Genomic DNA, 19,234 nt, shown 5'->3' with positions numbered 1-19,234 from the left:
TCCACGCTAACCGCGCACCCGCCGGGGCGACAGGACCCGGCTCAGCGCAGCAGGTCGGCGGTGGTGACGACCGTCGCGAACTCGCCGTCGAGGTTCGTCGCGGTGACCGCCGCCAGTGCCGCGGCCGGGACGACCGTGCCGTCGGGCGCCGTGCGGTCGAACGAGTGGGTCGCGTCGAGGGCGAAGTACACGTCGTACCCGAGGTTGCCGCCCACGCGCGCCGTGGTCTCGCAGCAGTGGTTCGTCGAGATGCCGGTCACGACGAGCTGTGCGATGTCATTCGCGCGCAGCCACGCGTCGAGGTCGGGCGACCCGTGGAACGAGGAGTTGACGCTCTTCGTGACGAGCAGATCCGGCGTGCCGGTGACCTCGGGCTTGAGGTCGTTGCCCGGCTGCCCGGGCCGCAACGGCGAGGCATCCGACGTCGAATCGTGCCGGACGAACACGACCGGCCACCCCCGCTCGCGCCACCGGGCCAGGAGCGCGGCGATGTTCGCCTCGCACGCCGGATTGTCGCGCTCGCCCCAGTACGCGGTGTCGTCGAACCCGCGCTGCACGTCGACGACGAGGAGGGCGGCACGGTCGAGGGCGATGTCTCGCGGCGGGATCTGCACGCTCCGAGCCTGGCACGCGGCGCTGCCGAGTGGCGGTCAGGGTGCGGCGGGATCCTGCCAGCCCGCGAGCGTCAGAGGCCGGACGGATACGGCGACAGCTAGTCGCGATGAACGTTCACGAACTCGTCGCGCTCCTGCGGCGTCGGAAAGATGATGTCGACGCCGGCCCAGTAGGGGCAGAACGCCCAGGTCACCTTCTTGTCCGTGAAGACGGCGTACCCCTCCTCCGCCACGATCTTCAGGAAGGCCTCGTTGACGGCCTGCGGGGAAATGTAGTCGCTCGCCCAGTAGTACGCCGCTGGGCCTTCCTTATCTGCCGGTGACTCGCGCCAAGGGAAGAAGTTAGCCGGTATCGACTTGAACCAGCCGCCGAAGTCGCCGACGCCGCACCCTTCGGCGATCATCCGGATCTTCCAATGACGCTCTCGCGATAGATCATCGAGGAGCGAGCGGAGAGTCTTGGCTGCGTCGATGTCGAACGCCGCGTCGTGGGGCCCGCGGATATGGAATCGCGCCCAGCGCTCCGGGAACAGGTCGCGGAGAAGACCCGTCGCGGGGGCACCGGGGAACGAGGCCGACCATGTCTCCTCCAGCTTCCGACAACGAGTACTCTGCTCGACATGCCGGAAGGTGCGGTGACGGCCGCGCAGGAGGTCGACGGCGAGACGCGTGTAACCGACGATGTGAGGAGAGAACACACGGACGAGCCTATGAGGCACGATCAGAGATCCGTGCAGTCGGGCGGTACCAGGTCGCGATGAGCATCTGCAGCGATAGGTGGTTCCGACGTCGGACTCATCGCGAGGCGTCTTCCGCCACGCGAAGAGGTCGACGGGCAGCGCCTTGGACCATCCGCCTGACAAGTCGTTGACGCCCTAGGTCTCGACGATGAGGTTCATCGGTTCGCCGCGCGTCTCGCGAAGGTCGAGGAGCAGCGCGTGGAGGTTGTCGGAGGCCTCCAGCTCCGAAGCAGTGTCTCCCGGCCCCCGGACGTGGAATCGCGCCCACCGGTCGGGGAATTGCCAGCGAAGTCCATGCTCGGGCGTTCACCCCCGAAGGTGCGTGACCACCGCTCCTCCGGCTGTTCGCGCTGCGCGCTCCGCTACGGCCGAACGAAGCGGCGATGCTTACCTCGGACGATACTCATCGCGCGGCTCGCGAGGTATGTGGGTCGAAGGAAGTACACGCTCCGACCCTACGAGCGGCGGTCATCGCTCGGCCGGATCGCGCCAGGCGACGGGCTATCGACGCACGCGAGCCGTGGCCGCGCTGGACCGCGAATGCGTGGAGTACCCGCTCTTGCTGCCGGTCACCTTCACCGAGATCTTGTCCCCGACGAGGCCGGAGGTGAGCGTCAGCGACGAGCGAGTCGCTCCCTTGATCCGAACTCCGTCGGCATACCACTGGTACGTGAGCGACGTCCCACGCGTCCAGGCGCCGGGCTGAACGGTCAACGTCTTGCCGCGAGCGGTGACCCCCGCGATCCGCGGGGTCGACGAGGTCAAGGTGCCATAACCGACAATCTTCGCCGCGCTCGTGCGGGACGCAGTGGCGTAGCCCGCCTTCTTCCCTGTCACTGTGACGGTCAGCTTCGCACCACGGTCGGCCGCGACCGGCGTGTAGGTCGACTTCGTGGCCGACGCGATCGGCTTCCCGTTCCGGCGCCATTGATAGGCGACGGTGGCCCCGGACGTCCATCCGGTGATCCTCGCGGTCACGGAGCGGCCGACGGCCGGCGCCGTGGAGAGCGTCGGGGTCGGCGTTACGAGCACTCGCGTGAGGGCTATGTCCAGCGTCGAGATCCGGCGGTTCACGCCGGTCACCTGTGTCGAGTACTTCACTGTGGTGGCCCGGGCAGCGACCTCGACCGTCGTCTTGTGCGCGCCTTCGAGCCACGCCTCGAACCGTCCGGATGAATCCGTGCGCACGGTCACGGTCTCGGTGCGACCCCTCACGGCCACGACGGCCCCCGGAACGGGCCTACCGCTCTCCCGGACGATCCCGCGAAGGGTCGCGTGGTTCGGCTGGTCCGTCTCGTCCGGCATCTTCTCGTCGACCCGGACGGTCTGCCCTTCGGCGAGGGTGAACACGCGCGAGGTCCTCCAGTCACCCTCCGAAGCCAGCCACACGGGGGCCACACCGTCCGTCCAGCGGGGATGATCGTCCATCTGCAGGTGGTACCGGCCGGGGAGCAGGCCGACTATCTGGAAACGACCCTTGGCATCGACGATGCCTGTGCCGGCCCGTACGACGGTGTTCCCGGACTCCGCCCATGCGATGACGCGTGCGCCGTCGAACAATTCAGGCAGCTTCGACGAGAGGGTGCCGACGATCGTCGCCGACTCCGGCGGGAGCGTGCGCGCAAGCGTCGGCCTGACAGCCGTCGTCTTGCCGGCGTCGACGTGGATGGGAGTGGCATCCGTGAGGTCGCTGCCGCCCCACCAGGTCGTCGTGTAGCGGTAACGATGTTCCGACGTGCTGTCCGCGAAGCGCAGGCGATAGTCGCCGGGCGGCAGGGCGGGGAACGTGACCGGGTCGACCTGCAGAAGATCGCGCCCGCGAACCACACCGTCCGCGTCGTACAGCCAGACTGCCGAGTCGGTCACCGATTCGCCCCGCGGTCCGACCGCGGCGACGGAGATGCTTCCGCTGTTCGCCGGAGTCGCACGGCGCAGCCGGTAGTCGACCGGCGTACTCGTTCCTGGCGCGACGGTCACGGTCCGCGCTCCCGCGCTGGTCGATACGCCGTCGTACCAGCCGCCCAGGATGTCGCTGCTTCCGTCCGCGCCCAAGAAGTACTCGCCGGCGTCGAGGTCGTCGAAAGTCACTGTCTCAGACAGTCCACGCTCACTGAGCTGCCGCTTCGCGATGAGTTTCAGGTCGCCGTCGTAGAGCGACACGGTCCGGCCGACGATCATCTCGTCAGCGCTAACGGTCACGGACAGAGCACCCCGCGGCGAGAGGGCGATGTCGAGGGGCGTCGTCTCGCCGAGCTGAACCCGCGCGGTCGTCGACAGACGTGAGTGGCCATTGCCCGACGACGTGATCCGGTACTCACCCGACCGCAGAGCGAGGATCCGATACCGGCCGTCACCGTCCGCCTGCGCCCATCCCGCTTCGACACCCGCGCTCGTGTATGCCGTGACGTAGGCTCCCGCAACCGGTGCGCTCGTTCCTGCGGATACGACCCTGCCCTCCACGACGCCACCCCGAACGAGGTCGGCCGTGATCTCGGTCGTCTGCCGAGAACGGATCGTGATGATCCCGGCATCAGCCCGCGTTTCGCCGGCGGGCCACCAGGTCTCGACGAAATCGTGCACGCCGCGCTCGGGGCTGATGCGCAGGTGATAGTCGCCTGGCGGGAGGTCCTCGGCGTTGACGACGTTGCTGCCGGTAGGTGCGTGGATCTCCCGCTCCTCGCCCACGGGGATCAGATCGGCCCGTACCGAGGAGTACCGCCCCGTGGTCACACGCAAGGTGCCCGTGGGCTCGGCGGAGACGGACCACGTCGTGAAACCGTCCGACACGGTGAGCGACGTGGTCGCGACGACGTAATCGCCGTCAGAGGGAGAGTCGACCCTGACGTCGTACTCTCCGGGCGGCAGCATCGAGAACCGGTAGCGGCCGTCACGGTTCGTGGTCTCCCATGTACGAAGAGGCCCGTCCAGCGAGACGCTCGCCCCCGCGACCGGCTGTCCCGTCAGCGCATCGGTCACGATTCCTGTGACCCCTGGGCCGACGGCTCCGAGCTGCCACGACGTATCGATCGTGCGGCCCTCCGTGAGGGAGACGATCTGAGCCTCTCCCGCGGTCCCCACGCCCGGGTACCACCGGGCGCCGTACGCCTCGCGCGCCGGATCGTGATGCGAGGACGCGGACACCCGATAATCGCCCGCGGGCAGAGTGCTGCCGAACCTCCCGTCGACGTCAGGGGACGTGTCCGACACGCGCCCGGTCTCGACGTTCTCGAACCGAACGGTCACGTTCCGGACCGCGTCGCCGTCGATGTTGGTGAGCACCCCGGTGATACGCGTCGGCGCAATCTCGGCGGCCTGTGCGGGGAGACCGGTGAACACGAGCGCCACGACGGCGATCAGCGCACCGACGAACCGAAACCTAAACCGCATGCGTCCCCCAGGATGACGTGCCGAACCCCTCGACCGGCATCTGAATACTACGGGCGTGTCAAGGGTGTCCGCGGATGCCGCATCCTCGACGACCGTGGAGGGATGCCGCGCCGCTCCACCTCTGCACCGTCCGCCCCCGATCGCGCCGAGGTCGAGCGCGTCGCCGCCGAGCGGTTCGGACTGACGCACCTGCGCCCGGACCAGCTCGACGCGATCGAGGCGGCCGCCGGCGGGCGCGACGTGCTCGTGGTCTGGGCGACGGGATCGGGCAAGTCCGCCGTCTACCAGGTGACCGCGGCCCTGCGCCCGGGCGTGACCGTCGTGGTCTCCCCGCTCATCGCCCTGCAGGAGGACCAGCTCGCGGGGCTCGAGCACGCACCCGACGCCCCGAAAGCGGTCGCCCTCCACTCGGGTCGCGGCGAGAAGGCCCGCGCCGAGGCGTGGCGCCGCCTGCGCGCGGGCGAGGCGACCTACGTCCTGCTCGCTCCCGAGCAGCTCGCCAACGACGAGGTCGTCGCCGAGCTCTCGAAACTCGAGATCGCCCTGCTGGCCGTCGACGAGGCGCACTGCATCGCCTCGTGGGGGCACGACTTCCGTCCCGACTACCTGGCCCTCGGAGAGGTCGCGGCGCGGCTGGGGCGGCCCCCGATCCTCGCGCTGACGGCGACGGCATCCACTCCCGTCCGTGAGGAGATCGCCGCCCGTCTCGGGCTCGACGACCCCTCCGTGCACCTCGGCGACGTCGACCGGCCGTCGATCCGCCTCGGTGTGCGCCGTCACGGCGACGACCGCGAGAAGCGTGCCGCCGTCGTCGACGAGGTCGCGTCGCTGCCGGTCCCCGGGCTGCTCTACACCTCGACGCGACGCTCGGCGGAGCTCTACGCCGACGAGCTCGTCGGCCGCGGCAAGCGGGCGCGCGCGTACCACGCGGGCCTGCCGGCGAAGGAGCGCGCCGAGGTGCACCGGCAGTTCCTCTGCGACGACCTCGACGTCGTCGTCGCGACGAGCGCTTTCGGCATGGGGATCGACAAGGAGAACGTGCGCTTCGTCATCCACGCCGACGTGCCCGAGTCGATCGACGCCTACTTCCAGGAGCTCGGCCGCGCCGGCCGCGACGGCGAAGAGGCCCACGGCACCCTGCACTACCGCGCCGAGGACCTCGCCCTGCGGCGCTACTTCGCGACGAAGAACCCGGATGCCGCGGAGCTGCGCACCCTCATGCGCGCCATGTCGACCCGGGCCCGCACGAAGTCCGCCCTCGCGACGGACGCGGGCCTGTCACCCCGGCGCGTCACGGGACTGCTGACGCTGCTCGTCGACACCGGGTCGGCGCGCACGTCGAAGTCAGGTGTCTCGCTGCGGCGCAACCTCGACGAGCGCGCCGCCGTGAAGGCCGCGCTGGAACGGGTCGAGGAGCGCGAGCGCATCGACCGCTCCCGCATCGAGACGATGCGGGAGTACGCCGAGACGCGGCGCTGCCGCCGGCAGGTGCTGCTCGGCTACTTCGGGCAGGACCTCGACGAGCCGTGCGGCAACTGCGACACGTGCGCGGCGGGAGCCGTCGACGCCGCGCGGGCCGCGACATCCCCCTCCGGCTCCGGCTTCGAGATCGACGAGAAGGTCTCGCACCGCGAGTGGGGTGCCGGCACCGTCGTCTCGATCGACGACGACCGGATGCGGGTGTTCTTCGACAGCGAGGGTTACAAGGTGCTGTCGCTCGAGATCGTCGAGCGGGAGCACCTGCTCGATGCCGGTTGATCCCGCTCCCCTGTCGCAAATGGCAGCCGGGCGCGGCGTGTTGCGAAAGGGGAGCGGCGTACCCCGCCTCAGATGTCGATGCCGACCGCGGCGGAGCAGCGGGCGAGCTCGTCTGCGGAGAGCTCGAGGTTCCGCGCCTGGAACGAGTCGGTGATGGATGCCGGGCGGCTCGCCCCGGGGATGGGGATGACGGTCTCGCCGAGCGACAGCTCCCACGCGAGGACGACCTGCTGAGGGCTGACGCCGTGCTCGCGGCCGATCTCGGCGAACGCGGTGAACCGCTCGCCGACCGTGCCCGCGCCACCGATGCCGCCGAGGGGGCTCCACGGCAGGAAGGCGATGCCGTGCTCGACGCAGTACTTCAGCTCGCCGTAGCTGCCCGGGTGCCGCGGCGAGAACTCGTTCTGCACGCTCGTGAGACCTCCCTCGCCGAGCACCTCCTGCGCGATCTGGATCTCCTCGACGCTCGCGTTCGAGATGCCGACCGTGCGGACGAGGCCCTCGTCCTGCAGGGTCTTCAGGTTCTGCATGATCTCGCCGTAGACCATCCACCGGTCGGGCCGGTGGTACTGGTACAGGTCGATGACGTCGACCTGCAGGTTCTGCAGCGACTTCTGCACGGCGCGGCGGAGGTAGTCGAGCGAACCGTCGCGCCCGAAGTCCTTCTCCGCGGTGCGCGTGATGCCGCCCTTCGTGGCGACGACGATCGACGACCGGTCGCCGTCCCAGCCGGCGAGCGCGTCGGCGACGATGCGCTCGTTGTGGCCCATCTCGTCCCAGCTGGGCGCGTAGATGTCGGCGGTGTCGATCAGGGTGACACCGGCGTCCAGCGCCGCCCGCACGGTCGCCACCGCGTCGTCGTGCGACGGGATGCCGTTGCCGTTCATCGAGACCGGCATGGCGCCGAGTCCGATGGCCGAGACGGTGAACGGTCCGAGGGTGCGCTGCGACATGGGTCTCCTTCGACGGGGTGGTGGGGGTGCGGCATCCACCCTGCCATCCACGGATGCCGGCGGCGAGAGCCCTTGACAGATCAGCGCGCGGTCAGCTGCTCGCGCACCTGACGGCGCAGCACCTTGCCGATCTGCGACCGCGGCAGGTCGTCGAGCTGCACGACCTTGCGCGGCACCTTGTACGACGCGAGGTGCGAGCGGGCGAAGTCCTTGAGAGCGGATGCCTCGAACGCCGCCCCCTTCCTCATCACGACCGCGGCGACCACGTCCTCGCCGCCGGTCGGCCGCGGCACGCCGACGACCGCGGCGGACTCGACGTCGGGGTGCAGGGTGAGCACCTGCTCGACCTCGCTCGGGCTGACGTTGAAGCCGCCCGTGATGATGAGCTCCTTGACGCGGTCGACGACGGTGACGAAACCGTCCTCCGAGACCGTGACGATGTCGCCGGTGCGCAGCCATCCGCCGTCGAGGAGGACCGTTGCGGTGTCCTCGGGTCGGCGCCAGTACCCCTGGAACACCTGGGGTCCGCGGATGAGGAGCTCGCCCGCTTCGCCCGCCGGACGGTCGACGGTCGGGTCGTCGGGGTCGACGACGCGGATGAAGGTGCTCGGGAAGGGCACGCCGACGGTGCCGGGGCGCCGCGTCGGGCCGATCGGGTTGCCGAGCGCGACGGGTGAGGTCTCGGTCATGCCGTAGCCCTCGACGAGCAGGCCCCCCGTCGCCTCCTCCCACCGCATCACGGTCGGGACGGGCAGGCTCATGGCACCCGAGATCGCGAAGCGGATGCTGGAGAGGTCGACGCCCTTGCGGGTGCTCGCGCGCGACAGCGCGTCGTAGATCGGCGGGACGCCGGGCAGGAAGGTGGGCGGCGACTTCTTGAGCGCGCCGACGACGAGGTCGACGTCGAACTTGGGGAACAGCACGATGCGCGCGCCGATCGACACCGCGAAGGTGAGGCAGAGCGTCAGCCCGTAGGCGTGGAACATCGGCAGGACGGCGTAGAAGGTCTCCTCGCCTTCGCGGAGCCCCGGCACCCACGCGCGCCCCTGCGCCGCGTTGGAGCGGAGGTTGCGGTGCGACAGGACGGCGGCCTTCGGCATCCCGGTCGTCCCGCTCGTCAGCTGCAGGAGCGCCGTGTCGTCGAGGACGGGGCGCGGGTGCTTATGCGAGAGGCGACGCGCCTTGGTGAACTGCGACCACCGGATGACGCCGCGGGCGGTGGGCTTCGACGTCATCGCCTCGCGCCGCTCCCGCAGCGCCGGCACCGGCACGCGCAGGGCCGTCCGCATCGCCCACGGCAGCGCGTCGGTCATGTCGACCGCGACGATGGCGGCGGGGGCGACGTCGCTCGGGAACTCCGCGACGATGTCGGCGACCTTGTCCCAGACGATCGCGACGACCGCCTCATGCACCTCGAACTGATGCCGCAGCTCGCGGGCGGTGTACGTCGGGTTGTGCTCGACGACGATCGCGCCGATCCGCAGCGCGGCGTAGAAAGCGACGATGTGCTGGGGGCAGTTGGGCAGCACGAGCGCGACGCGGTCACCGGGCCCGACCCCGAGCTTGCGCAGCGCGTTGGCGGCGCGGGAGACCTGTTCGCCGAGCTCGGCGTAGGTGGTCTCGGATCCGAAGAACTCCGTTGCGATCTTGCTGCCGTAACGCTCCACCGCATGATCGAGCAGATCCACGAGCGTCTCGTCGACGGGGTCGATGTCGCTCGGGACGCCGGGCGCGTACGCGGCCAGCCAGGGGCGGTCCTGCAGATCGGATGCCGGGGGTGTCGGGCTCATGCGGATGTCCTCCTCGGTGTCCCGCCAGCGTAGGGCGGCGCTCCATGCGTCGGCTGAGGGTTGACGCGGGGGGTAAACGGGGGCGATCGAACGCGGCGAGACCGGCCGACAGCGCCCGGATGACGTCGTCGACATGGGCGTCATCGCCGGTCGCGGGACTCTCCCCCTCGCGCCGCCGCCACGTGGTCGAGACGCTGCAGCGCGCCGGCCTCGTCACCGGCGACGGCCACGACCTGCGGGCCGACGCACCGCCTTCGCTCGGACGCTGGCCGAGACACCCGCCGCGCCGCGGCCCACGGGTGTCGAGCGGTTCCTGTCCCCCGACGGTCGGCTGTCGGGCTACCCGGCGCGGGCCGAGGAGAGGCGCCGCCTGCTCGCGCTCATCGCCGGTCGCATCCTCCGGCCCGGCGAGGTCGTCGACGAACAGACCGTCAACGAGCGCCTCGCCGCGATCAGCGACGACGTCGCCGTGCTGCGGAGATACCTCGTCGACCACGAGCTCGTGGAACGCACGCGTTCGGGCACCGAGTACGCGGTGGTGGCGGATCCGACCGCCGGGTAGCGCTCCGTGACCGTCACCCGACGTTCACCGTCGATTCACCCGGTCGCAGGAACAGCGACCGATCCTGGAGCGGTGACGATTCTGGAACCCCCCACCACCCGCACGTCCCTTCCTCTCGCGACCCACGCGGTCGGCAAGCGGTCGGCGGTGACCTGCCGGTTCAAGTGCGCCGACGCCTGCCTCGGTCCCGAGTGCAACGGGTCGGACAACCCGACGTTCCGCAGCGTCGCCGAGCTCGCCCTCTCGCGCCGGACGCTGCTCGGCGCCGCGGCGGCCGGCGCGGTCGTCGTCGCGACCGACGCCTTCGGCCTCGCGAACCCCGCTGCGGCGTCGGCCACGCCGGGCGGACTCATCGAGGCGACCCGTGGCTACGGCGGGCACGGCCACGGCCTGCCCTTCCAGCCGATCGCTCCCGTCCCGGCGTCCGTCGACGCGCTGACGGTCCCGAAGGGCTGGACCTGGTCGCCGATCATCCGCTGGGGCGACCCGCTCTTCTCCGACGCACCGACCTTCTCGCTCGACGCGCAGAGCCCGGCTGCGCAGGCCCGTCAGTTCGGGTACAACAGCGACTACCTCGACATCCTCGCCGACCGCAGCGGCAAGACGGGCGTGCTCGTCAACAACCACGAGTACGTGAACCCGAACATCATGTTCCCGCCGTCGACGGATGCCGCCGAGCTCCGCCGTCGCGGCGAGGTCTACAAGGCGGCGCAGGGCATGTCCGTCGTCGAGATCACGCGCCGTCGTCGCGGTGCCCCCTGGCGCTACGTCGTGGACGGCCGCCGCAACCGCCGGATCACCGTCGAGACGGTGTTCGAGCTGACCGGTCCCGCAGTGGGTTCCGACCTGGTCACCACCGCCGCCGACCCGGAGGGTCGCTGGGTCAAGGGGACCCTCGGCAACTGCGCCGGCGGCACGACGCCGTGGGGCACGATCCTCTCGGGCGAGGAGAACTTCAACGGCTACTTCGCCTGGGCCGCCGACACGACGGGCCAGAAGCGGTACCAGGCGAGTGCCTCGCGCACGACGTCGACCGGATGGGAGCAGTACGACCCCCGTTTCAACTCGTTCGACCCCGGCTACGTCAACGAGCCCAACCGCTTCGGATACATCGTCGAGATCGACCCCGAGGACCCCACCTCGACGCCGAAGAAGCACACCGCGATGGGGCGCTTCAAGCACGAGGGCGCGAACGTCATCGTGGCCGAGGACCGCCGCGTGGTGGCCTACATGGGCGACGACGAGCGCAACGACTACCTCTACAAGTTCGTCTCGAAGAACCGCATCAGCTCGTCGCGCAAGAAGAACATGACGCTGCTGTCGGAGGGCGACCTGTTCGTCGCCCGCTTCCGCGGCGACTCGCCGGCGGCGCAGATCGACGGCTCGGGCACGCTGCCCGCGGACGGCGCCTTCGACGGCACCGGCGAGTGGGTCGCCCTCACCCGCAACGGCAGGAGCGTCGTGACGGGCATGACGATCGAGGAGGTGCTGGTCTTCACGCGGCTGGCCGCCGACAAGGTGGGTGCGACGAAGATGGACCGCCCCGAGGACGTGCAGCCGAGCCCGCGGACCGGCAAGGTCTACGTCGCGCTGACGAACAACACCGACCGCGGCAAGACCTCGATGGTGGATGAGGCGAACCCCCGCACGGGCAACCGGTACGGCCACGTCATCGAGATCACCGAGCGCCGCGGCCAGGCCGGGACGAGCTTCGGCTGGAGCATCCTGCTGCAGTGCGGCAACCCGTCCGACCCGAGCACCTACTTCGCGGGCTACCCGAAGGACAAGGTGTCGCCGATCTCCTGCCCTGACAACCTCGCGTTCGATGAGGACGGCACCCTCTGGATCTCCACTGACGGCGCGCCCAGCACGATCGGGTTCAACGACGGACTGTTCCGCGTTCCGCTCGAGGGTCGGGAGCGCGGGCACGTGCAGCAGTTCCTCGCGGTCCCCCGCGAGGCCGAGACGTGCGGACCCGTCATCCACGCCCGCGAGAAGCTGGTGTTCGTCGCGGTGCAGCATCCCGGCGAGAACGGGACGGTCGCCGCACCGACCTCCCTGTTCCCCGACTACGGATCGACGCGACGGGGCGACGTGACGAACGCGCCGCGCCCGTCGGTCGTGCAGGTCTACCGGGCCTAGGCTGCGCCGCAGCGCACGAGGGCTCGCACCCGCTCCGGGTGCGAGCCTTCGACGGCGTCCGGGTCGCGCTGGCCTCAGTGCACGCCGGGCCACCACTCCGGCATCAACCGGAAGATGCGGGCCTCGGCGGCTGCGGCATCGGTGTCGGTGGCGATGTCCACACCGATCGCGGCGATCGCGTCGATCTCGTCGGTCAGCATCGTGACGGCGAACTCGTCGACGCCCGCGGCGTGCTTGTAGAACGTGGTGCGGTGCACGCCCGCTTCACGGCAGAGCTCCGCGACCGACACCGCCGCGAGGGGCCGGTCCGCCAGCAGGCGGACGAGCGCTGCGCGCAAGAGCCGGGGGTCGAGGGAGCTCCAGCGCACCCCTTGCCCGTCCATCACAAATTGATAACAAGAAACCCTTGCCACCGTTATCTCGTCGTTATACATTCGTTGCACGGTAGATGTTTTGCTGTGGCAGCTACCGACATGTGATTGCAGGACACTCTTGGTGCAAAGGGACAAGGGCCGGCTGGATGCCTCTCCAGCCGGCCCTTACTGCGTGACGCGTCAGACGGTCGCGCTCCGACGGCGGCGCATCACCAGCAGGGCGCCGAGGGCGAGCAGCGCCGCACCTGCACCGCCTGCGATCCACACCGGACCCGACTGACCGCCGGCCGACGCGAGCTCGTCGCCGACGGCCACCCGGTGACGGCCTCGTCGAGGGCTGCCGGCAGCGAGGAGCTCGCCGAGCCGGCGGCATCCGCCGTCACCCAGCCGAGGGCGGTGGGCGTCGAGTAGAGGAAGCCGTAGGAGCGCTCGGTCAGACGCCGCCGCCACCGCCGCCGCCACCACCGCCGCCGGCACTCCCGCCGCCGCTGGACCCGCCCGTCGACGCGGACGAGGTCGATGCCGCCGACAGCGACCCGATGCTCGACGAGAACGAGGCCGCATCGAAACCGCCGGTGCCCGCGTACCAGACCGGCGCCGCGACGCCCGCGGAGGCGTAGAGCACCGCGAGGTGCCCCGCCCACTGCTTCTCCTGCCCGAACACGACCGCATAGGGCAGCAGGCTCTCGTAGAGGTCGAGCATCACCCGCGGATCCCCCGTGTCGATGGGACGGCGCTCCGCGCCCCGGGGCGATTGCAGCATCCGGATGCGGTCCGCCTCCGCCCATTCGATGAACTGACGCAGCCCCGCGAGATGGTCCCTCACCTCGGCGCCGCTCTCCGTGAGCGGCTTGCGGGCGATCATCCCGATCACCACAACGGCCACCGCGATCCCGCCGAACAGCCCGATGAGCGGCCACAGCGGATCGACCGCCCGATCGGACAGCGCGATCGTCGCGATGACGAGGACGGCCACGAGCACCGCCGCGACGACAGCCGGGACCGCTCGCACCCACGCGGGGACCTCGCGTCGGAAACCGCGATCGCGGAGCGCCGACTCGGCATCCTTCAAGATCCGCTGCGCCGTCGAGGAGAGGCGCGTGTCCGAGGTGCCGAACTCGAAACGGTCACCCGTCCGGCCCTCGGGGAACAGTCCCGTCAGGAGCGCCCGACCGTCGGCGTCGGCGCGCGCCGGGTCCACCAGTTCGGCGACGAGCTTCGCGGACCCCCACCGGGGCTTCTCCCCCTCGGTGATGCGGATGGAGCCGACGATGGCCTGCTCGAGCACCTCGGCGGGGATGGCCTTGCCGGTCTTCTGCAGCAACACCGCGGCGTGCAGCGCGTCGACCCCCGCGGGCGGTTCGGATTCCGCGATCACCGTCGGCCTGCCGGCTTCGTCGGAGAGATGGCGGCGCCGCAGCCACAGCGTCCACCCCGCGACCCCGACGAGGCCCGCACCGGCAGCGGCGTGCCCCCAGCCCAGCGGTGTGCCGAGGTACGAGGTGTCGAGCGGCTCGAAGGTGCCGTCGGCGAACCCGACCGCGAAGGTCAGAGACTCGCGGGGGCCGAGCTCGGCCTGCCGCGCGATGATCGTCGCGCCCGAGGAGGACGTGTCGAGGTCGATGCCGTCGCACGGCGTCTCGGCCCCGAACGGTCCGGCATAGCAGGCGAGGGAGCCGGCGGCATCCGCGATCTCGCCGTCCAGGTGCAGCCTGGCCGTCACCTCACCGAACGACTGCGCCCAATCGAACCCGTTCACGTCCCAGTAGAGCTCGAGCCCCGTGTCGGGGAACTCGCGCGTCACGTTGTCGAGGGTGTAGGTGAGGACGAAGGTCTGGCGACCGTGGACGTAGTCCTCGGATCTCGCCATCACGACCAGTCCGTCCTCGCCGTCGTCGGTCTCGACGACCTCCCACGGGTCGCCCTCCGCGTCCACCGCCGATTCGAGGCTCGGCCGCAGCGGCTGACCGTCGTACTCGTCGGGGATCACCCGTCGGATGCCGCGGTTCTGGTCGGTCTCGGGGAACCGCGCCACGAACTCCTCGACCACCCGCATCCGACTCGTGCCGTCCTCGGCGCGGGTCAGCGTGTAATCGACGGTCAGACTGTCGAAGGAGAAGTCCTCGACGTCGGCGTTCGCCGCCGAGGGAGCGCCCACGAGAATGCCGAGCGCGACGGCGACGACGGCTCCGGCACGGGCGAGACGACGGGACCAGGGCTGCACGCGGTCAACCCTATGAGCGACGCTACAGTTGACGCCATGACCGACCGCCGCCTCGCCATCGCTGCCTGGGAGAGCCTCTTCCGCGCGCAGCACGAGGTCCTGGCGGAGATCTCACGGGACTTCGAGGACGACGACCTCTCGAGCGCCGAATACGACGTGCTCCTCACCGTCACGCGCTGCGAGGGTCACACCGCGCGGCTGCGCGACGTGACGGCGAACATGCTCATCAGCCAGCCGAGCGTGTCGCGCCTGGTCGACCGGATGGTGGCGCGCGGGCTCGTCGCGAAGTGCCCCGACCCCAACGACGGCCGCGGCGCCGTGCTGCGCGCCACGGAGCAGGGCGCGGCGATGTTCCGCCGGCTCGCGACGACGCACGGCCGCACCATCGCCGAGCGGATGTCGGTGCTCACCGACGACGAACTCGCCGAACTCGAGCGGCTCACCGCTCGCCTGCGCGGCGTCTGACGACACGAAAATCGCCCCGCACCCGAGACGGGGTGCGGGGCGATCGTCGTCTCACCGCCGGAGCGGTGCGCCGGTCACTGGTCGATCGGCTGCGGCTCGCTCTCGCGGGTGGTGATGGTCGGGGACGAACCGTCGGCGACGACCTCGACCTTGCGCGGCTTGGCCTTCTCGCTCACCGGGATGGTGACGGTCAGCACACCGTTGTTGTAGGTCGCGGTGATCGCGTCGGTGTCGATGCCCTGGCCGAGGTTCAGCTGGCGGAGGAAGCTCGCGGTCTCACGCTCGCGCGTGATCCACTTGACCCCCTCGCCCGACGACAGCGTGCGCTCGGCGCGGATGGTCAGCAGCTGGCCGTCGACGTCGATGTCGACCGAGCCCGGGTCGATGCCGGGGAGGTCGGCGTTCAGCACGTAGTGGTCGCCGTCGCGGTACAGGTCCATCGGCATCCGTCGCGGGCCGCGGCGCGTGTCGAAGAGCGTCGACGCCAGGCGGTCGATTTCACGGAACGGGTCGTAGGTCGCCATGATTCTCTCCTTTGTCCAAGTGGTCTGAAAGTTGAGCCCCTGCGGCTCAAGTACCTCCAGATTAGCACTCGCGCATGGAGAGTGCCAATGGTTCTCGCACGGCGAACGACGCGGCGGAGGTGCCCCGTAGGCTGACCGCATGAGCGCCCACGAGATCGCCCCCGAGCCCGCCGACCCGTTCCTCTGGCTGGAGGAGATCGACGGATCCGCCGCTCGCGCGTGGGCCGCGGAGCGCACCGCGGAGACCGAAGGCGCCTTTGCGGGCGCTGCCCGCGACGCGCTCGAGACCCGGCTCACCGGCATCCTGCAGGACCCCGACCGCCTCGTCGTCCCGAGTCGTCACGGCGACCTCATGTACGACCTGTGGCGGGATGCCGACAACCCGCGCGGCCTCTGGCGCCGGACGTCCCTCGCCGCCTTCACGGCGGGCACTCCGGACTGGGAGGTCCTGCTCGACGTCGACGCACTGGGCCGCGAGGAGGGGAGGACCTGGGCCTTCGCCGGCGCGACGCACGGGCCGGCCGGCAGCGGCCGCGCGCTCGTGCGCCTGAGCCCCGACGGCGGAGACGCCGCCGTGGTGCGCGAGTTCGATCTGGAGACCCGCCGCTTCGTCGAGGACTCCCCCTTCGCCCTCGACGCGGAGAAGTCCATGATCGCGTGGGTCGACCGCGACACGCTGCTCGTCGCCACGGCCCTGCACGGCGGCGGCGTCACGGACTCGGGCTATCCGATCACCGCCCGTGCCTGGCGCCGCGGCGAATCGCTCGAGGACGCGCCGCCGATCCTCACGGGTGTCCCGTCGGACGTCGGCGTCTTCGCGCACGTCGACCACACCGGCGGCGCGGCGACGCCGATCGTCGTCATCGCGCACGACTTCTTCCACTCCGAGGCGTGGGTGTGGGACGGCGCCGAACCGCACCTGATCGCCGTGCCGCAGGACGCGCACGCCGACGTGCACGGCGACCTGGTCGCCGTCCGGACGACGACGCCGTGGCGCATCGGCGACACGACGCATCCGTCGGGCACCCTCCTGCTCGGCCCCCTCGAGACCGTGACGAGCGGGGACGGGTCGGACCTGCGCGTCGCGTTCGCGCCGACCGACACCGCGGTGCTCGAGTCCTGGACGTGGACGAAGACCCGCCTCGTGCTGACGATCCTCGACCGCGTGCAGAGCCGGCTGGTGTCGCTCGACCCGGCGACGCTGACCGGTGTCGACCTCGACCTCGGGCTCGGCGACGACGACCTCTTCAGCGCGAACGTCGCGACGGCGGACGACGACGAGGACGACCAGCTCTGGGTCGTCGCGCGAGGCTTCCTCACACCGCCCACCCTGCTCGTCCTCGACCCGGGCGCGGAGCGGCGGGTCGTCGACCGCAGCCGCGCGACTTTCGACGCGACGGGTCTCGTCGCCGAGCAGCACTGGGCGACCTCGGCCGACGGCACCCGGGTGCCGTACTTCGAGGTCGGCCCCCGCGAGCGTCACGGGGCGCTGCCCGTGCTGATGAACGGATACGGCGGCTTCGAGCACGCGCTGACGCCGGAGTACCCGACGATCGTGGGCCCGGCCTGGCTCGAGCAGGGTCGGGTGTACGTCGTCGCGAACATCCGGGGCGGCGGTGAGTTCGGCCCGGAATGGCACCTCGCGGCGCTCCGTGAGAACCGCCACCGCGCGTACGAGGACTTCGCCGCCGTCGCCCGCGACCTCGTCGCCCGCGGCGTCTCGACCCCCGACCGCATCGCCTGCCACGGGCGCAGCAACGGCGGGCTGCTCGTCGGCAACATGCTGACTCGGTACCCCGACGACTTCGGCGCGATCGTGTGCGGCGTCCCGCTCCTCGACATGCGCCGGTACACGCGCCTGTCGGCCGGCGCGAGCTGGATCGCGGAGTACGGCGACCCCGACGACCCCGCCGATTGGGAGTTCGTGAAGACCTTCTCGCCGTACCACCTGATCGAGCCCGGGCGGCGGTACCCGGCATCCCTCATCTACGCGGCGGCCAGCGACGACCGGGTCGGACCGGTGCAGGCGCGCAAGATGGCGGCGCGGTTGGCGGACGAGACGGATGCCGAGGTGCACTACCTCGAGCCCGTCGAAGGCGGTCACGCGGGCACCATCGACGCGGCGGCCACCGCGGCGCTGCATGCGACGATCCACGCGTTCCTCGACAGCACGGTGGGTCGCGCCGACTGAGGCGGGAACGCCCGCCCTCTACGCTGGGAGCGGGAGGTCCACCGCATGAGCACCATGGGGGCCGTCGAGGAGGAACTCGCGGCCACGCTTTCGACCGTCGCGGAGCGCACCCGCGTCGACGAGTCCGCGGCGGACCGCATCCGTCGGCACCTTCCCGCGCTGCACGCCGCCCTCGCCGAGCGGGCGGACTCCTCGTCGTCGCTGCTGGCCGACCTCGTGACGGCAGCGGTGGTGGCGGCGAACGGTCGCTCGCTCGAACTCAAGGTGCACGGCGAGCAGCGCGCGGCGCACACGCCGATGTCCCGCTCGCGCTACGCACTCGGCGCGGCGTGCTTCGCGGATCGCTACGCCGGCAACCTCGCCGGGCTCCGCGACGAGATCCCGGCGCTGCGCGAACTCGGCGTGAGCGTGCTGCACGTGCAGTCGCCGTTCGCCCGGCGCGAGGACGGCACCGTCGACCTGCGCCGCGGCGACCCCGGACTCGGCTCGATCGACCGGCTCTCCGACCTGGCCGCGGAACTGCGGCTGTCGGGGATCGCCCTGGCCGTCGACGTCCCGACCGCCTCGGACCTGCGCGTGTTCGTCGACGATCTGCTGTTGTTGGCCGGCCGCGGCGTCGAGGTCTTCCTCGTCCCCGACCGCGAGACGGCGGCGGTCACCGCCCCGGTGCTCGCGATCGGTGCGCCCGGGGTCGAAGTGCTGCCGGCATCCCCCGGGTCCGCGCCGCTGTGGCAGGCGTTCGCCACGGGGGACGCCGCTCCCCTGCAGCACGCGCTCGAGCGGCGTGACGGACGCAGCGACGTCGTCGCCGTCCGCGACGCCGACGCGGTCGTGTGGCAGACGGATGCCGCCGAGCTCACCGCGCGCTACACCGACGGCTCTGGCTTCGGCCGGGGGATCGCGACCGACGGCGGCGTCGCGGGCACCACGGCCTCGCTCGCCGGCGTCGAGGCCGGCGACCCGCTCGGCGAGGCGCGGGTGGTGCTGGCCCACGCGCTCCTGCTGAGCGTGCCGGGCCTGCCGATGCTGTGGCTCGGCGACGAGGTGGGCCAGCTCAACGACCCGACGTTCCGCGACGATCCGGAGCGACGCGACGACGCGCGGTGGACGCACCGGGGCCAGAAGCCGCGGGACCGCTACGCCCAGATGACGGATGCCGCCACCTCGGCCGGCCGGCTCCGGCGCGACATCACGAAGCTCATCGCGGTGCGTCACACGACCCCGGAATTCGACGGGGCGCGCCTCATCGGTTTCGACGTGCCGGCGCCGTCGGTCGTGGGCTATCAGCGACCCGGTGACGGGACCGTCGTGCTGATGCTGGCGAACGTCGCCGCCGAACCGGTGCACGTGCCGGCCGTGACGCTGTCGGGCTTCGCGCCGACCGCCCACGATCTCGTCGACGGTGTCGACGTCGAGATCGACGAAGGGCTCACGCTGCCCGCCTGCGGATTCCGCTGGCTGCGCGTGAGCCCTGTCGCCTGAGTCCGGTCCTCTGAGTCAGGCCCTCTGA

Annotated in this window: 15 protein-coding genes; 6 read left to right on the top strand and 9 right to left on the bottom strand. The window is 70.9% G+C overall.

What is annotated here, in order from left to right:
* Positions 1–41 precede the first annotated feature (41 nt).
* The 3 genes from Q9S36_RS11815 to Q9S36_RS11805 form a co-directional block, all read right to left on the bottom strand.
* On the bottom strand, positions 42–614 hold the full coding sequence (locus Q9S36_RS11815) for a cysteine hydrolase family protein (RefSeq protein ID WP_311285306.1): 573 nt from the start codon (positions 612–614) through the stop codon (positions 42–44).
* 98 nt (positions 615–712) lie between these two features.
* Entirely contained in the window at positions 713–1,312 is a 600-nt protein-coding gene (locus tag Q9S36_RS11810; protein ID WP_311285305.1) for a hypothetical protein, read from the bottom strand.
* A 543-nt stretch (positions 1,313–1,855) separates the two neighbouring features.
* A complete protein-coding gene (locus Q9S36_RS11805; RefSeq protein ID WP_311285304.1) occupies positions 1,856–4,930 on the bottom strand; it encodes a carboxypeptidase regulatory-like domain-containing protein in 3,075 nt (1,024 codons plus the stop codon).
* Between Q9S36_RS11805 and Q9S36_RS11800 the strand changes: the two genes are divergently transcribed.
* Positions 4,844–6,499 (top strand): RecQ family ATP-dependent DNA helicase, encoded by a 1,656-nt coding sequence (locus Q9S36_RS11800; protein WP_311285303.1) that lies wholly within the window; start codon positions 4,844–4,846, stop codon positions 6,497–6,499. The two genes, Q9S36_RS11805 and Q9S36_RS11800, sit on opposite strands and share 87 nt — an antisense overlap.
* 68 nt (positions 6,500–6,567) lie before the next feature.
* On the opposite strand, the gene Q9S36_RS11795 is transcribed toward Q9S36_RS11800, so the two are convergent.
* Both Q9S36_RS11795 and Q9S36_RS11790 read right to left on the bottom strand, forming a co-directional pair.
* Positions 6,568–7,452, bottom strand: a complete 885-nt coding sequence (locus tag Q9S36_RS11795; protein ID WP_311285302.1) for an aldo/keto reductase — start codon at positions 7,450–7,452, stop codon at positions 6,568–6,570.
* Between the two features lie 80 nt (positions 7,453–7,532).
* Complete coding sequence (locus Q9S36_RS11790; RefSeq protein ID WP_311285301.1) at positions 7,533–9,242, bottom strand: long-chain-fatty-acid--CoA ligase; 1,710 nt, start codon at positions 9,240–9,242, stop codon at positions 7,533–7,535.
* Positions 9,243–9,375: 133 nt separating this feature from the next.
* Between Q9S36_RS11790 and Q9S36_RS11785 the strand changes: the two genes are divergently transcribed.
* Together Q9S36_RS11785 and Q9S36_RS11780 are read left to right on the top strand one after the other, a co-directional pair.
* On the top strand, positions 9,376–9,804 hold the full coding sequence (locus tag Q9S36_RS11785; RefSeq protein WP_311285300.1) for a DUF2087 domain-containing protein: 429 nt from the start codon (positions 9,376–9,378) through the stop codon (positions 9,802–9,804).
* An 81-nt stretch (positions 9,805–9,885) separates the two neighbouring features.
* Positions 9,886–11,946, top strand: coding sequence for a PhoX family protein (locus Q9S36_RS11780; RefSeq protein ID WP_396653757.1), 2,061 nt, complete (start codon positions 9,886–9,888; stop codon positions 11,944–11,946).
* A 74-nt stretch (positions 11,947–12,020) separates the two neighbouring features.
* Here the strand turns inward: Q9S36_RS11780 and Q9S36_RS11775 are convergent, their stop codons facing one another.
* The 3 genes from Q9S36_RS11775 to Q9S36_RS11765 all read right to left on the bottom strand — a co-directional run bounded on the left by Q9S36_RS11775 (position 12,021) and on the right by Q9S36_RS11765 (position 14,544).
* Entirely contained in the window at positions 12,021–12,380 is a 360-nt protein-coding gene (locus Q9S36_RS11775) for a TetR family transcriptional regulator (RefSeq protein WP_311285298.1), read from the bottom strand.
* A gap of 120 nt (positions 12,381–12,500) precedes the next feature.
* Positions 12,501–12,635, bottom strand: coding sequence for an LPXTG cell wall anchor domain-containing protein (locus Q9S36_RS11770; protein ID WP_311285297.1), 135 nt, complete (start codon positions 12,633–12,635; stop codon positions 12,501–12,503).
* A 118-nt stretch (positions 12,636–12,753) separates the two neighbouring features.
* Complete coding sequence (locus Q9S36_RS11765) at positions 12,754–14,544, bottom strand: DUF2207 family protein (protein ID WP_311285296.1); 1,791 nt, start codon at positions 14,542–14,544, stop codon at positions 12,754–12,756.
* A 36-nt stretch (positions 14,545–14,580) separates the two neighbouring features.
* On the opposite strand from Q9S36_RS11765, the gene Q9S36_RS11760 reads away from it, so the two are divergent.
* Positions 14,581–15,009 carry a MarR family winged helix-turn-helix transcriptional regulator gene (locus tag Q9S36_RS11760; protein WP_064003846.1) on the top strand — a complete coding sequence of 143 codons (429 nt, stop codon included), beginning with the start codon at positions 14,581–14,583 and terminating at the stop codon, positions 15,007–15,009.
* A gap of 74 nt (positions 15,010–15,083) precedes the next feature.
* On the opposite strand, the gene Q9S36_RS11755 is transcribed toward Q9S36_RS11760, so the two are convergent.
* Positions 15,084–15,533, bottom strand: a complete 450-nt coding sequence (locus Q9S36_RS11755) for an Hsp20/alpha crystallin family protein (RefSeq protein ID WP_253035427.1) — start codon at positions 15,531–15,533, stop codon at positions 15,084–15,086.
* Between the two features lie 139 nt (positions 15,534–15,672).
* Between Q9S36_RS11755 and Q9S36_RS11750 the strand changes: the two genes are divergently transcribed.
* On the top strand, positions 15,673–17,724 hold the full coding sequence (locus Q9S36_RS11750; protein WP_311285295.1) for a prolyl oligopeptidase family serine peptidase: 2,052 nt from the start codon (positions 15,673–15,675) through the stop codon (positions 17,722–17,724).
* A 45-nt stretch (positions 17,725–17,769) separates the two neighbouring features.
* Positions 17,770–19,206, top strand: coding sequence for a DUF3459 domain-containing protein (locus Q9S36_RS11745; protein ID WP_311285294.1), 1,437 nt, complete (start codon positions 17,770–17,772; stop codon positions 19,204–19,206).
* Positions 19,207–19,234 lie beyond the last annotated feature (28 nt).

Source organism: Microbacterium sp. ARD31 (assembly GCF_031844425.1).
The sequence above is the reverse complement of the archived record's forward strand: the minus strand, read 5'-3'. Positions and strand labels throughout refer to the sequence as shown.